Origin of the sequence: Imperialibacter sp., from assembly GCF_040222385.1 — a bacterium.
In the GTDB taxonomy this organism is placed as follows: Bacteria; Bacteroidota; Bacteroidia; order Cytophagales; family Cyclobacteriaceae; genus Imperialibacter.
This window is the reverse complement of sequence record NZ_JAVKDF010000023.1, coordinates 48,309-62,455: the sequence shown is the minus strand read 5'-3', so window position 1 is coordinate 62,455 and position 14,147 is coordinate 48,309. Positions and strand designations below refer to the sequence as shown.

The following is a 14,147-nucleotide window of genomic DNA, read 5'->3' as shown; positions in this document are numbered from 1 at the left end:
CTTTTTTTAAGGATGAATGAGGAAATACAACTATTTCTAGAGGAAGCTAAAGATTTGATGGACAAAGCCATTGTTCATTTTTCGGCAGAGCTTGCAAAAATAAGGGCTGGAAAAGCAATGCCCAACATGCTTGATGGTATCATGGTTGATTACTATGGCGCCATGACTCCCATACAGCAAGTTGCCTCTGTTAATACGCCCGATGCCAGAACACTTGCCATCAAGCCCTGGGAAAAGAACATGATCTCAGAAATTGAAAAATCGATCATCAATAGCGACCTGGGCTTAAATCCCCAAAACAACGGGGAGATGGTAATGATCAACGTTCCGCCCTTAACAGAGGAAAGAAGAAAAAACCTTGTCAAACAAGTAAAAGCGGAGGCAGAAACTGCCAAAGTGAGTGTGAGAAATATCAGGAAGGATGCCAACGAATCGATCAGAAAGCTGATGAAAGAGGGGGCTGCTGAAGACGATGTGAAAAGGGCTGAGGATGAAGTGCAAAAGCTTACCGATTCGCACTCAGTAAAAATCGACAAACTTGTAGATGCCAAAGAGGTGGAGATTATGACGGTGTAGCACCGCCCGACAATACTCAATCATTGGGGAGCTGTGGTATTCAAACACAGCTCTTTTTTTGCATTATAAATAAAGCTTCTTCTGTCCTATCATTTCATTTACGCTGTCGGGGATAAGGTACTTGACAGACTTGCCCATCTTTATTTGTTTCCGAATGAACGTGGCCGATATGTCCAGTAAAGGGGCATCAACAATTTTTACGTTTGGATTATCTCTGAGATCGGACGGATTCGACTGGGGCCGTGGGTACACAAGCAGCCCGTGGTTTTCTAAAATGACATCAAAGTTTTTCCATTTAGGAAAAGAAGCGAGGTTGTCCTCCCCTATTATCAGCTTGAATTTATGCTGAGGGTGCTTGTCCGTTAAATATGCAAGGGTATCCACCGTATAGCTGGGTTTGGGCATGTGAAACTCGACATCAGTAACTTTGAAATGATAATTGTCGTGAATAGCGGCCTGCACCAGGTCGAACCTGTCAAACTCATGCTCCAGGTTGCTTCGTCTCTTCAATGGGTTCTGAGGGCTTACAACAAACCACACCTCTTCAATTTCGGTATTCTCCAACATAGTGTTGGCAATAATGAGGTGCCCAACATGGATAGGATTAAATGAACCAAAATAGAGACCGATATCCAATAGATTGATGTTTTGTTCCTGGCAGTACCTCGTCACACGCCAGCGAAGGTGATTCGAAAGGCTAAGCTAAAAAATCTTTCACAATTTGTAGAGACATGTCTTTCGCCTTCTGCAAGTCGTCATTGAGCACTGTCACGTCCAGTCGTTTTTCGAAGGTCATTTCATATTTAGCCTTCTGAAGGCGTTTTTCGAGTGTGTCTGCAGTTTCAGTATCACGCTTTTGAAGTCTTTCCTGAAGTGTGTTCAAATCAGGCACTCTGACAAATACCGCCAGGGCATCGTCTCCAAAGTATTTCTTAAGGTTCAGCGCACCGTGCACTTCCACATCAAAAATCACATCTTTGCCCAAAGCCCATATCCTGTCAATCTCTTCCTTGAGTGTGCCGTAAAAGGATCCATTGTAAACCTCTTCCCATTCTACAAATTCGTCCCTTTCTATCTTACTCTGGAAATCACTAAACGAGAGGAAGTAATAGTCTTTTCCATTCACCTCCTGGTTTCGAGGCTTCCTTGTTGTGGCCGAAATGGAAAAGGCAAGAGAAGGAATATGATCTAAAAGATGTTTTACCAGTGTTGTTTTACCAGAACCTGACGGAGCAGTAAAAATAATTGCTTTGCGCATTAACCTTCAGGGGCAAGAGAAACAGAAATTTTCGATTTTATTGAATTGAGCAAATCTGCAGGGACTTCACGCTTTTCAAGCTTAGTACGCAAAATGTTTCGAATCTCCGTTTCAACTTTATAGTTTTTCAAACAGGGCAGGCAACTGTCGAGGTGACTCCGCAAATAGTCTTCCTGAGTTGGCGATGCCTCATTATCAAGTAGCAGATGCAAAATTTCAATACATTTCACTGACTCCTTGCAGCCTTCCTTTGCAGAACTTTGTTCCATTCTCTGTCAATTTCAATCACGAAAATTACGAAAAAAATTATTTGTAGCCCATTGTCTGAGCATATGATTTTAGCTTCTCCTTGAGTAGATTTCTAGCTCTGTGCAATCTCGATCTCACGGTACCTATTGGAATGTCGAGGATTTTCGCCATCTCTTCGTAGGTAAAACCTTCCAGGTCACAAAGTATGATTACTGTTCTGAAATCGACATCCAGCGCATTCAGCGCATTGGAGACTTCATCACCAATCATGTTTTGCAGAGCGTCTACTCTCAGGTCGACGGTTATATGTTCATCAACATCATCAGAGTTGTAATAAGTTTCAACCTCCTGATAATCAACTTTAGCAGGCTCTTTGCTTTTCTTCCTGAAGTCGTTGATGAAGCTATTCTTCAAGATTCGGAACAACCACGCCTTGGCGTTGGTTCCTTCCTGAAATGAATCTATAAATCGAAATGCTTTAAAGTAAGTTTCCTGCACAAGATCCTTTGCCTCATCGTCGTCAAAAGTAAGACGATAGGCAAAATTGTACATCGAGTCAATATGCGGCAAAAATTCCCCGTTAAAGATCTTCATCTTCTTTGAGTCACTATAGCTGTGCCGCTTTGGCCCTTCCATGGTTTCTGTTACGGTTGTTGACATGTCAATGAATTCAGCAAATTCCTTGCCCAACTGGCGGGCTATTTAGAATCAATCTCTTTTTACATAATACGACAAATCACCCGGATTTGTTAACCAGCTCAATTTGCGAAATACGGACTGTTTTCACCTACTTTCGGTCAAAATAATAAAAAAAGGCCCTTTTTGGGGGCCTTTTCTCTGTCATGAAATTATGTCAGTAATTTTAGTAACGGTAATAATCAGGCTTGTATGGGCCTTCAAGAGAAACGCCTATGTATTCGGCCTGATCGGGGCTTAGTGTATCAAGTTCGCAGCCGATCTTAGCCAGGTGCAGTCTCGCTACCTTCTCGTCGAGGTGCTTAGGCAATGTGTACACCGCATTTTCGTACTTGTCAGTGTTTGTCCAAAGCTCCAATTGCGCTAACACCTGATTGGTAAAGCTATTTGACATCACAAAAGATGGGTGACCAGTGGCACAGCCAAGGTTCACCAACCGGCCTTCGGCCAACACAAGTATTTCTGATCCTTCGATATTGTAAAGATCTACCTGCGGCTTGATGACAACTTTAGTCTGACCGTAGTTCCCATTTAACCATGCCATATCAATTTCATTGTCAAAGTGGCCAATGTTACAAACAATAGCCTTGTCCTTCATGCTTCTGAAGTGCTCTTCTTTGATGATGTCCTTGTTGCCTGTAGCGGTTACAATGATATCAGCTTCTTTAACGGCAGTCGCCATTTTCTTCACTTCGTATCCTTCCATCGCCGCCTGCAAAGCGCAGATAGGGTCGATCTCAGACACAATCACCCTCACACCACAGCTCTTAAGCGACTCAGCGGAACCTTTTCCTACGTCACCAAATCCAGCAACAACGGCTACTTTACCAGCCATCATTACGTCGGTAGCTCTGCGAATGGCATCCACCAACGACTCACGGCAACCATATTTATTGTCAAACTTCGACTTGGTCACAGAGTCGTTCACGTTGATAGCAGGCATTGGTAAGGTGCCCTTTTTCATCCGCTCGTACAAACGGTGAACGCCGGTAGTTGTTTCCTCAGAGAGACCTTTGATGCCAGGTACCATCTCAGGGTATTTGTCCAACACCATATTGGTAAGGTCGCCACCATCGTCAAGGATCATATTGAGAGGCTTGCGATCATCGCCAAAAAATAGAGTCTGCTCTATGCACCAGTCAAACTCTTCTGCATTCATGCCTTTCCATGCAAACACCGGGATGCCAGCCTCGGCAATTGCAGCTGCGGCATGATCCTGTGTGGAAAATATATTGCAAGAAGACCAGGTAACATCCGCACCCAGTTCAACCAGTGTTTCAATAAGCACGGCTGTTTGAATAGTCATGTGCAAACAACCCGCAATACGGGCTCCTTTAAGAGGCTTGGAAACACCATATTCTTCCCGGAGTGCCATCAAACCAGGCATTTCGGCTTCTGCCAGACGGATTTCTTTCCTGCCCCAATCGGCCAGTGAAATGTCTTTTACTTTGTAATTAAGACTTGTTTCAATCATTTTATGATAATATTGATTTATAAATCGATGCAAAAGTAGCGCATAACTTTTTGTAAGACAAACCGAAGAGGTTTTTAACGAATAGCTACTTCCATAAAAACTCTATCTCTTTTAAGTCGTACTCCTTCACATTCCCGCTTCGTTCGACCCTAAGTTTTCCAGGTTCAGAAACGCCAAGAATTTCACCCTCAAACGTTCCCTCTTTGTCACGGTATGGCCGCCGCTCTCCCCACCCAATCATGGACTTCAAATAGTCTGACTGTAGTTTCTCAGAAGCACCACCTTTGAGCTGAAGATATAAAGACTCAATATTCCGGGACAACTTCTCCAGCACAAGCTCCTTGTCCAGGTCGTTTCCCATTTCAAGCGCCATTGATGTAGCTTTCTCTGAGATAAATACCAATTGATTCACGTTTAAGCCTACTCCCACAACTGAAGTTTCGATCATGCTTCCTTTCAGCGTGCTTTCAATCAGGATGCCGGTAATCTTCTTGTTGCCTGCATATATATCGTTGGGCCATTTGACTTTTACATTCTCAAGTCCAAATTCGCTTAGCGTCTTTTTAACTGCAATTGACACAATGATGTTTAAAAAAAACTGCTGCGAGGGTTTTAAGAAAGTGGGCTTCAGCACCACAGACATCATGATATTTTTACCTGGCTCCGATTCCCAGGTGTTGCCTCTTTGGCCCCGGCCTGCCAATTGCTCGTCGGCGATCACAACTGTACCTTCGTTGACATGCTCAATTTCGGCCAATTGTGTAGCTACAGAGTTGGTTGAGTGACATTTTGGCAGGTAAACCACCTTTTTGCCTATAAAGAGATTTTTGGAGAAAATTTTGTGCAATCTTTTTTCGTAGTTTTGTAGACAAAGTAAAATGTTTTGAATGACAGTAAAAAAGGGCAAAATGCCAGTTGAACCTAAAACGGTTGAACTCAACGATTTGGTGGTGCAGGGAATGGCAGAAAAGAAAGCCCACGACATAGTAGTTTTGGATTTGAGAAATGTAAAAAATGCGGTAGCTGATTACTTCATTATCTGTTCTGGCAACTCGGACACTCAAATAGATGCCATTTGTGATTCTGTAGAAGAATTCGTTTATAAAGCTTCAAAACAGTCCCCCTGGAAAAAAGAAGGCAAGCAAAACAAAGAGTGGATCCTTTTGGATTACATAGATGTGGTAGCTCACATATTCAAAAAAGATAAGCGTGATTTCTATTCGCTGGAAGAGCTTTGGGGAGATGCGGTGATCACTCCGGTGGAAAGCTCGCACAACTAAGGAACATTAGCGATAGAAAAGCGTTTTATCAATCTGTACAATGATTTAGATTTAGAAAGATTAAAGAATGGCAAATCAAGATAGACCGAGGAAAAACCTGATTCCAAAGCCTCCGCAGAGACCCAATTATCAAATTTGGGTGATTCTAACTCTTCTGGCTGTAGTGCTTGGAATTACTTATTTCAACAATAGTTCTTCATCAGTAACTATTTCGCAGAAAAGGTTCGAGCAAATGCTGCTCAGCAATGACGTGAAAGGAGTGGTACTTTTGAGAACACAAAACCTTGTTGAAGTAACATTAAAGGAAGAAGCACTTAGTAACAGTAAATACAAAGTTGAGCTTGAGCAGAGAAATCCTTTCTCGCTAAGCCAGGGACCGCACTACAAGTTCAAGATTATTTCGGCCGACAACTTCGATGAGAAGTTTAGGGAGATTGAGAAAGGGTTGCCTGATAATCAGAGAATTGAGTACAAGATTGAGGAAGGATCTGACATCACCAATATTTTCTTTAATTGGGGTTTCTTGTTCCTGATCTTGTTCGGTTTCTGGTTCTTAATGCGCCGGATGACTGGTGGCGGCGGACCAGGCGGACAAATATTCAATATTGGAAAATCAAGAGCTGCGCTGTTTGATGCAGAAAACAAGGTAAAGATCACCTTTGTGGATGTGGCAGGACTTGACGAGGCCAAGGAAGAAGTAAAAGAGATCGTAGACTTTCTTAAGAACCCAGCCAAGTTTACTAAGCTGGGTGGTAAAATACCAAAGGGTGCTTTGCTGGTAGGCCCTCCGGGCACAGGTAAAACACTTTTGGCGAAAGCGGTAGCTGGTGAAGCTGCTGTGCCTTTCTTCTCACTTTCGGGTTCCGACTTTGTGGAAATGTTTGTGGGTGTAGGTGCTGCAAGGGTACGTGACCTATTCAAGCAAGCCAAAGAAAAAGCACCATGTATCGTGTTTATAGATGAGATTGACGCTATTGGCCGGTCAAGAGGCAGAGGCCAGGTGCCCGGTTCCAATGATGAAAGAGAGAATACGCTGAACTCGCTGCTTGTTGAAATGGATGGCTTTGCTACCGATTCAGGCGTTATTATCCTTGCGGCCACCAACCGTCCTGATGTATTGGACAGCGCCTTGCTTCGTCCGGGCCGATTTGACCGCCAAATCAGCATTGACAAACCAGATGTGATTGGCAGAGAGGCTATTTTCAAAGTGCATTTGAAGCCTATTAAGATGTCGAAAGACGTAGACGTGAAAAAGCTGGCTGCACAAACTCCGGGCTTTGCCGGTGCTGAAATTGCCAACGTGTGTAACGAGGCCGCACTTATCGCAGCCAGAAGGGACAAAGAGGCCGTTGACATGCAGGACTTTCAGGATGCCATTGACAGAGTCATTGGTGGTCTGGAGAAGAAGACAAAAATCATTTCGCCGGAAGAAAAGAAAATTGTTGCCTACCATGAAGCTGGTCACGCAGTAGCGGGTTGGTTCCTTGAGCACGCCGATCCTTTGGTGAAGGTATCCATTGTTCCCCGTGGTATTGCGGCGCTCGGGTATGCTCAGTACTTGCCAAAGGAGCAGTTTTTGTATCAAACTGAGCAGTTGCTCGATGAAATGAGCATGGCTCTGGGTGGTCGTGCCGCTGAGGAGATTATTTTTGGTAAAATATCGACAGGCGCTCTAAGCGACTTGGAGAGGGTAACCAAGATGGCCTACAGCATTGTGACGATCTATGGCATGAATGATAAAATTGGTAACGTGTCGTTCTACGATTCGAAACAATCCGAATACTCATTCAACAAGCCTTACTCTGAGTCGACTGCTGAAACCATAGATTCAGAGGTTAGAAACATTATTGCTACTGCCTATGAGCGAACTAAGAAAATGCTAACCAAGCATAAGAAAGAGCTTGAGGTTATAGCCAAAGAGCTTCTGGAGAAGGAAATCATTTTCCAGAATGATTTGGAAAGACTGATAGGCAAACGTCCTTTTGAAAAGCAAACGACTTACCAGGCTTTTACGAATAACACTACCAACGGAGAAACAGTAGAAGCGCTGACCGAAGAAGCAGAAAAAACAGATGACGAAGTCGAAGCTTTGAAAAAATCGGTAGCAGAAGAGGTTACAAATGAAGAGACCTCAGATGTAGTTGAGGATACAACCAAAAAGTAATCTTCAATAAATAATATTTGATTCAAAGATCAGGTTAACGCCTGATCTTTTTATTTTGTACCCATATGCAGTTTGACAACGGTACCCTCCCGGATGGGAAATTGATCTATTTTGCGAGTGATTTTCACCTTGGGGCTCCCAACCAAACAAAGAGCCGGGAAAGGGAGAACAAAGTGGTAAAATGGCTGGGAAGTATCGAAGACTCTGCCGCCGCCATCTTTCTTGTTGGTGATATTTTTGATTTCTGGTTTGAATACAACCACGTAATCCCCAAAGGCTTTGCCCGGTTTCAGGGAAAAATTGCTGAGCTGGTCGATAAGGACATTCCAGTTATCTTTTTCTCTGGCAACCACGATATGTGGATGGCCAACTACTTTACTGAAGAGTTTGGAATACCGGTGTATCACGAAAACAAACGCTACGTCGTCAATGGGGTAAAGCTACTTGTGGGACACGGCGATGGTCTTGGGCCCGGCGACTATCGATATAAATTTCTTAAGAAGATCTTCAGGAACAAGCTCTGCCAGTGGGCATTTAAATGGTTGCACCCTAATGTGGGGATGGCCATCGCTCACAAATGGTCCAGCAACAGCAGGATCAGCAACCTGAAGTATGACGAGGCCTTTCTGGGCGATGACGAGTGGCTTTGGACATATTGCAAAGAAGCTGAAGCCAAAGAGCACCACGACTACTATATTTTCGGGCACAGGCACCTGCCCCTTGACCTGGAAGTTGGGGAGAGCAGCAGATACATTAACTTAGGAGAGTGGATCAACCACTGTACTTATGCTGTATTTGATGGTGAAAAAGTTGAGCTCAAGAGATTTGAATAAGACTGTTGTCCTGTGTCTGGTTCTACTCTTATCTGGTTTCTTATGCCAGGCCCAGCTAGTGGTGGAAAAAAATGTGCCGGGGCCTGTAGTGACGGCTCAGTCGGTTGACAGAAGAGGCGATTTCTATCTTGCATTCAAGAACGGGACCGTGGCCAAATACGATACCACGGGCAGACAAATTGTGAACTACTCTCCCAGAAGGCTGGGGCAGGTCACGCTAATCGATCCCTGGAACCCACTAAAGACCTTTCTGTTTTACGAAGAATTTCAGTCTATTGTGATACTTGACAGGTTTATGTCTCCCACTATTGAGTATGACCTCACTGGCAAGTCTCAGAGCTTTATACGCCTCGCCTGCCCTTCGCAGGACAACTCGTTCTGGTTGATTGATGAGTCATACAACGGCTTGATTAAGTTTGACCCTATTGATCAAAAAATCCAGTCCAAAATCCCCTTCAACGCATCAATACCTGTTGATGGTAAGATTCTTTTCATCAGGGAATATCAGAATGTGCTATTTGCCTCTCTGGATAGTGGTGGCATTATTTACTTTGACAATCTGGGGAATTATCAAGGTGTAATCGACAGCCCTCCTTGCAGTTTCTTTTGCTTTTCAAAGAACCAGCTCTACCTGACAAGTAGAGGCAGTGTTTTTATCCAGGATTTATACAGCAATGAGAAAAATGAAATCAGTTTACCTGACACGTATTTAAATGCCCTGTTGATAGGCCCTCGTGTGGTTGGGACAAAAAAAGAAGGAGGCTTTAACCTCCTTCGATAACTGTAGCTATTCGTTTGCGATGCCCCGATAAATATCGAGAATTTTCTTCCGGAAGACGATGCTGTATTTGGCGTTGGCCAACTGAATCTCCGCTCTGTTTTTATTGTTTAGGCTCTCCAAATAAGTATAAAAGTCGGTGCTTCCAGCTTGATATCGGGTTTCTGAAAAATTATAAGCCTGTGTAAGAGCCTCGATATTCTCCTGCGCAGCATTGTATGTGCTGTATGCAGCCTTCAAATCCATATAGACTTGTTGAATGGTGTTAGTTACAGTTTGCTCCGACTGTTTGACATCCAGCTCCGAGTTATACATATTTACTCTTGCGCTCTGAATGTTGCTAGCTGTCTGCCAACGAGTAAAAATTGGAATGCTCAAATTTAACCCCAAATATTTGTATTCGTTCCATCTCATCTGTTGGCGAAACGACGCATCGGGATCCTGCCTGTCAGCCTCCGGGTTATAGGCTCCATTTGAAGAATAACTTGATCCATATGAACCAACTGCAGATATACGAGGGTATCTGCTCGCCCTTATTTGTTTAAACTGGAATATAGAAGCACTCTGGGTAGAAAGTGAACGTTTAAGCGATGGGGAATAGGACAAACTGGCCGCAAGAACATCGTCATAAGGGTCGACCTCGTCCAGAATCTGCTCTTCATCCAACTCAGACGTTTCTATCTCATAGTTTTTAGTAGCATCAAGCTGGAGCATCTGAATCAAAAGGAGTTTGTCTCTTTCAAGCGTGTTTTGGGCTTGTACTCTGACCAATTTTTCGTTGGCCAATTGTGATCTAAAACTGTATACCGTCTCTGGATTACTAACCCCTACCGAAACTCGCTTTTCCTCTCTTTCAAGCTGCGACTGCAAGAGAGTGACTCTTTCATCTGATATTCTGACATTTTCACGATCCAATATAACATTCAGATATGCACTCAAAACGCTCGCTTTTGCCAATACTCTGGAAGCCTCAACTGACTCTTCAGCGGCGGCAAGTTCATCAGATCTTCTGCGATAGTTATGCACATTAGCAAAACCATTGAACAAATTTAGGGAACTCCGTAAATTTGGGCTAGTTTGATAAGTGGTGGCCGTCACTCCTCTTTGCGCAGTTTGGTCGAAAGTATATCCATTGTAAATATCTTGACTCAACCCGGCATTTAGGTCTGGCAACGCATTTGCAATAGCCTGAATCATATTCGCCTTTGCTGAAATAGTATTGTTCTGCGCCCTTTTGATATCAAGGTTATTTTCCAACGCAATCCTAATACAATCATCCAGTGTTAACACCTGCACCTCTTCCTGCGCAAACGAAGAGTTTGCAAGAGTAATGAGACCCAGAGTAAGTGTAAAAAGAAATCCCTTTGCTATTCTAATAAAATTCATATCCATTTTTTCAAGTCCATCTCCTATTTACCAATGAATATGCCATTTATTTAATGTATTGACTATCAATTAATTAAGGTTGCTGTTTTTGAAAAAATGTGTACGAATACAGTACAGTTGTGTTCAGATTTGAACCTAACAAGCGAAGAAGATCACTTGAGACTTTGGCAGGCGAAAGTTTCGAAAGCAAAAGGGGCAAAAAAAAGGCCACCTTTTGGGCAGCCTCTTCATTAATCAGGGTGTAATTTAAGTAGAAAAGGTATTATCCTAGTCTCTTTGAATAGATGTAGTTGATCTTTTCTTCTACCATCTCGGTTACTTTCTCTTTGCTGAGCTTAGATTTTTTACTCAACTGCTCAACAAACTCGTCCATTGTAATGTCGTGAAGGTTCAGGTCACTCATTTTTATGTTGGCGAAAGTATCTTTCAATTCAGTTTCAAGATCTGCTACAACTGTGTGATTAAGGTGTCGTTCCATATCAATCAATATTTGGGTTAATTCCTATTTCCTCATCAATTATAAGCAGAAGGTTTATTATTTCATACAACGGCCTGTTAATCAGTATTTTACAAACAGGCCTTCCCTTGGTTATTTTTTAACCCAAAAAGAGAGGATTTGCAGAAATCAAAATTTTAGTGGGTTGAAATATGCCCGGGTGGATTGGCAGTGGAATAAATCACGAGGATAGTAAGGGTCAAAAACAGCTGAAAAAAAACTTTTTTTGGGCGTGAAAAAATTTCATTTCTTCAGAGAAATTTAAAATTCCCTCAGTTTGGGGGATTACAAACCTCCAAAGGCTGACCATCTTGCTCTCGGTTTTCGATTGATTGTGACCTTCCCTCAACACACACTTAGGTAGTAGAATCCTCTTCACAGTGTTAGGGAAGGTTCTTTTTTTTACTGACACAAAGACTCAAGCAGCCCAGAACATGGACATGGGCCTGTCGGTGCTACAGCATTACGAAACAAGGAGCCAATTGGGCGAGTGGAGCCATGGAATTGCTAAGGCACTATGAAGAACCAGCTACTTTGCAATCTTACTCTCGTTCACTATCCGAAATATGAGATTGGCCGCTAGTTTCGCTGTTCGATTGTCCTGATCGAATGCCGGGTTCATTTCTGCAACGTCGCAGGTGAGTACTTTACCAGTGCTCATAATGATGCGCACCAACTCTGCTACCTGCTGCGGTGCCAACCCCATCACAGCCGGAGCACTCACCCCAGGCGCAAATGCGCCATCCATTACATCGAGACATATGGTGAGGTAAATATGATCAAGGGGCTTGGTGAACTTATGAATCACCTTTTCTATCTCAGCCGTAGACAACTGAAAGAGCGTTCCTGCTTCCAGGTATTTTACCTTCTTCTGGTGGGCAGTTTTGTAAAGTGCTGCCGTGTTGCCAGACGGCTGAATGCCCAGGCACATATAGTCGAAAGGCTTTGCTTCCTGACCGAGGAAGTTAGCTATCTGCAAAAATGGCGTGCCTGATGTGGGCGCATGAGGGTCGTTTCGCAGATCGAAATGCGCATCAAGATTGATGATACCGATCTTCTTATCCGGGCAATGCGCAAAAGCTCCGAGAAAGTGCCCATAGGCGATTTCATGTCCGCCTCCCAGTAGAATAGGGAAATAGCCAGTGTCTAGTAATGTTGCCACTTTTTGCCCTAACAGCTTTTGAACCGTTTCCAGATTGCCGTTTGGACAGAGAACATCACCAGCGTCGAAAAGGGAAACAGATGGTTGACTATGCCATGGCAAATTAGCTGCCATTTTTCTGATTGTATAGGGCCCTTCAGAAGCCCCCCTCCTGCCAAAGTTCTTTCTTACGCCCTCGTCGGAACAAAAGCCAAGCAGCGCAAATTTCCGTTGACCAGGAGCCGAAGCAATCGGCCTCGACAGATCGAGCATTTGAATGACATGGTGCCAGCGAGCTCCGTCTGGCCCATCGTATTTGTCAGTTCTTCCTCGCCAAATGTTTCTATCAGGTGATCTGTACATGCCATTCAATCAGAAAGTCAATCGTTTTTTCTGTGGGGCGAAGTTAAAAGATTTAATGAAGGCTTCGATACTGAATATGGTAAGGGATTAAGCAAATAATGTAAATGGGTGGTTGATCGATAAGCATTTAGTCAATTAGTCGCCCATTTTTCCATACTGCCACTGGCTTCACTTTTCCCTGGTGATATAGCACCTCCCGGTAGTCCCCTGTTTCAAAAGCAATAAAATCCGCCAAATTACCATGCACAAGGGTTCCTCTGTCGTCCAAATCAAGGGCTTTCGCTGCCCGGAAGGTAATACCAGCCCAGGTTTCAGCCATGGAGAGTTTTTGCGAAGCACCAAGTACAGCCGCTTGCATGAGGAGGTCGCCCATAGGAGCACTGCCAGGGTTCCAGTCGGTGGCGATGGCGAGGCAGCCTCCGTAGTCGAGCAGTTTTCTGGCAGGAGCAAATGGCAAGCCCAAGCCCATAGAAGCTCCTGGCAAAACCACGCCAATGGTGTCGCTCCCGGCCAGGTACTTGATATCTGCATCGGTGGAGGCTTCGAGGTGGTCGGCGCTGAGAGCGCCCATGTCTACTGCCAGTTTACTGCCGCCAGAGCTGAACTGGTCGGCGTGCACAGTCAGTTGGAAGCCCATTTCCCTTGCCCTTGTTAGGTACTTTCTGCTTAGTGCGACATCGAAGGCTCCTTCTTCCACGAAAATATCGACCCTCTTGGAAAGGCCTTCCTGTTTTACCTGCGGCAATAGGTCATTCATCAGGAAATCAAGGTATTCGTCAGCCTTGTCAAATTCACCTGGCTTGACATGAGCTGCCAGACAAGTTGGGATAAGGTCGAGCAAATATTCCTTTGACGTGCGACTGATGGCTTCCAGTATCTTAAGCTCGTCGGCCAGATTGAGGCCGTAGCCACTTTTCACTTCAATGGTTGTCACACCTTCGGTGAGGTGCCGTGTGGCCCGTCCGGCAACCAGTTCTTCTAATTCTGTCAGAGTAGCTGCTCTCGTCTTTTGCACTGTGTCATGGATACCACCTCCGCCTTTGAGTATCTCCTGATAGCCTGCACCTCCCACCTTCAGCTGGTAGTCTTTTGCCCGAGAGCCCGCAAAGCAGACATGGGTATGGCAGTCGATGAGGCCGGGAAGAGCCACATAGTCGCCTTCCATTTCAAAAACATTCTTGTGCCTTTTCGCTCCTTCTTCGAAGTCAACTATCTCGACAATCCGATCGCCTTGGAGCACGATACCCGCATTGTGTACGATTTGGAGTTGGTCGTCAGTCAATGGCCCTTTGGTTGGCAGGTTGGCCATGGTGACGATTTGTTTGAATGGGCCGATGAGTTGGGGGGTGTGCATTTTTTTTGATATATGTCTTTGGAGCGATGGGTTTAAACCCATCGCTATAAGATACCGCCCCTACAGGGCTAGCATGTTCTCCTAAATTTAACCTTTACG

The 14,147-nt window shown here is 44.2% G+C and carries 15 protein-coding genes; 5 read left to right on the top strand and 10 right to left on the bottom strand.

What is annotated here, in order from left to right; genetic code table 11:
• Nucleotides 1-12: 12 nt before the first annotated feature.
• Complete coding sequence (gene frr / locus RIG68_RS10460) at nucleotides 13-576, top strand: ribosome recycling factor (protein WP_151997923.1); 564 nt, start codon at nucleotides 13-15, stop codon at nucleotides 574-576.
• 63 nt (nucleotides 577-639) lie between these two features.
• Here the strand turns inward: frr and nadD are convergent, their stop codons facing one another.
• From nadD to RIG68_RS10430, 6 genes are all read right to left on the bottom strand, one after another.
• On the bottom strand, nucleotides 640-1,212 hold the full coding sequence (nadD, locus tag RIG68_RS10455; protein ID WP_350122642.1) for a nicotinate (nicotinamide) nucleotide adenylyltransferase: 573 nt from the start codon (nucleotides 1,210-1,212) through the stop codon (nucleotides 640-642).
• Between the two features lie 61 nt (nucleotides 1,213-1,273).
• Nucleotides 1,274-1,834 (bottom strand): guanylate kinase, encoded by a 561-nt coding sequence (gene gmk / locus RIG68_RS10450; RefSeq protein WP_350121922.1) that lies wholly within the window; start codon nucleotides 1,832-1,834, stop codon nucleotides 1,274-1,276.
• The gene (locus tag RIG68_RS10445; RefSeq protein WP_339787116.1) at nucleotides 1,834-2,103 is read right to left on the bottom strand and encodes a zf-HC2 domain-containing protein; all 270 of its coding nucleotides are present in this window, start codon (nucleotides 2,101-2,103) and stop codon (nucleotides 1,834-1,836) included. The genes gmk and RIG68_RS10445 overlap by 1 nt, the downstream gene beginning before the upstream one ends.
• Before the next feature lie 37 nt (nucleotides 2,104-2,140).
• Complete coding sequence (locus RIG68_RS10440; protein WP_151998053.1) at nucleotides 2,141-2,719, bottom strand: sigma-70 family RNA polymerase sigma factor; 579 nt, start codon at nucleotides 2,717-2,719, stop codon at nucleotides 2,141-2,143.
• Between the two features lie 226 nt (nucleotides 2,720-2,945).
• Nucleotides 2,946-4,253 (bottom strand): adenosylhomocysteinase, encoded by a 1,308-nt coding sequence (gene ahcY / locus RIG68_RS10435; RefSeq protein WP_350077449.1) that lies wholly within the window; start codon nucleotides 4,251-4,253, stop codon nucleotides 2,946-2,948.
• Nucleotides 4,254-4,338: 85 nt separating this feature from the next.
• Nucleotides 4,339-5,100, bottom strand: a complete 762-nt coding sequence (locus RIG68_RS10430) for a biotin--[acetyl-CoA-carboxylase] ligase (protein WP_350121920.1) — start codon at nucleotides 5,098-5,100, stop codon at nucleotides 4,339-4,341.
• 40 nt (nucleotides 5,101-5,140) lie between these two features.
• Here RIG68_RS10430 and rsfS point away from each other — a divergent pair, with 40 nt between their 5' ends.
• The 4 genes from rsfS (at nucleotide 5,141) to RIG68_RS10410 (ending at nucleotide 9,311) form a co-directional block, all read left to right on the top strand.
• On the top strand, nucleotides 5,141-5,533 hold the full coding sequence (gene rsfS, locus RIG68_RS10425) for a ribosome silencing factor (protein ID WP_350077445.1): 393 nt from the start codon (nucleotides 5,141-5,143) through the stop codon (nucleotides 5,531-5,533).
• Between the two features lie 67 nt (nucleotides 5,534-5,600).
• The gene (gene ftsH / locus RIG68_RS10420; protein WP_350121918.1) at nucleotides 5,601-7,697 is read left to right on the top strand and encodes an ATP-dependent zinc metalloprotease FtsH; all 2,097 of its coding nucleotides are present in this window, start codon (nucleotides 5,601-5,603) and stop codon (nucleotides 7,695-7,697) included.
• 65 nt (nucleotides 7,698-7,762) lie between these two features.
• Nucleotides 7,763-8,530, top strand: coding sequence for a UDP-2,3-diacylglucosamine diphosphatase (locus RIG68_RS10415; RefSeq protein WP_350121916.1), 768 nt, complete (start codon nucleotides 7,763-7,765; stop codon nucleotides 8,528-8,530).
• On the top strand, nucleotides 8,484-9,311 hold the full coding sequence (locus RIG68_RS10410) for a hypothetical protein (RefSeq protein ID WP_350121914.1): 828 nt from the start codon (nucleotides 8,484-8,486) through the stop codon (nucleotides 9,309-9,311). The genes RIG68_RS10415 and RIG68_RS10410 overlap by 47 nt, the downstream gene beginning before the upstream one ends.
• A 6-nt stretch (nucleotides 9,312-9,317) precedes the next feature.
• Here the strand turns inward: RIG68_RS10410 and RIG68_RS10405 are convergent, their stop codons facing one another.
• The 4 genes from RIG68_RS10405 to hutI form a co-directional block, all read right to left on the bottom strand.
• On the bottom strand, nucleotides 9,318-10,694 hold the full coding sequence (locus tag RIG68_RS10405) for a TolC family protein (protein WP_350121912.1): 1,377 nt from the start codon (nucleotides 10,692-10,694) through the stop codon (nucleotides 9,318-9,320).
• A gap of 262 nt (nucleotides 10,695-10,956) precedes the next feature.
• Nucleotides 10,957-11,172 carry a hypothetical protein gene (locus tag RIG68_RS10400; protein WP_151997914.1) on the bottom strand — a complete coding sequence of 72 codons (216 nt, stop codon included), beginning with the start codon at nucleotides 11,170-11,172 and terminating at the stop codon, nucleotides 10,957-10,959.
• A 547-nt stretch (nucleotides 11,173-11,719) separates the two neighbouring features.
• The gene (gene hutG / locus RIG68_RS10395; protein ID WP_350121910.1) at nucleotides 11,720-12,694 is read right to left on the bottom strand and encodes a formimidoylglutamase; all 975 of its coding nucleotides are present in this window, start codon (nucleotides 12,692-12,694) and stop codon (nucleotides 11,720-11,722) included.
• A gap of 127 nt (nucleotides 12,695-12,821) precedes the next feature.
• Entirely contained in the window at nucleotides 12,822-14,048 is a 1,227-nt protein-coding gene (hutI, locus tag RIG68_RS10390) for an imidazolonepropionase (RefSeq protein WP_350121908.1), read from the bottom strand.
• Between the last annotated feature and the right edge of the window lie 99 nt (nucleotides 14,049-14,147).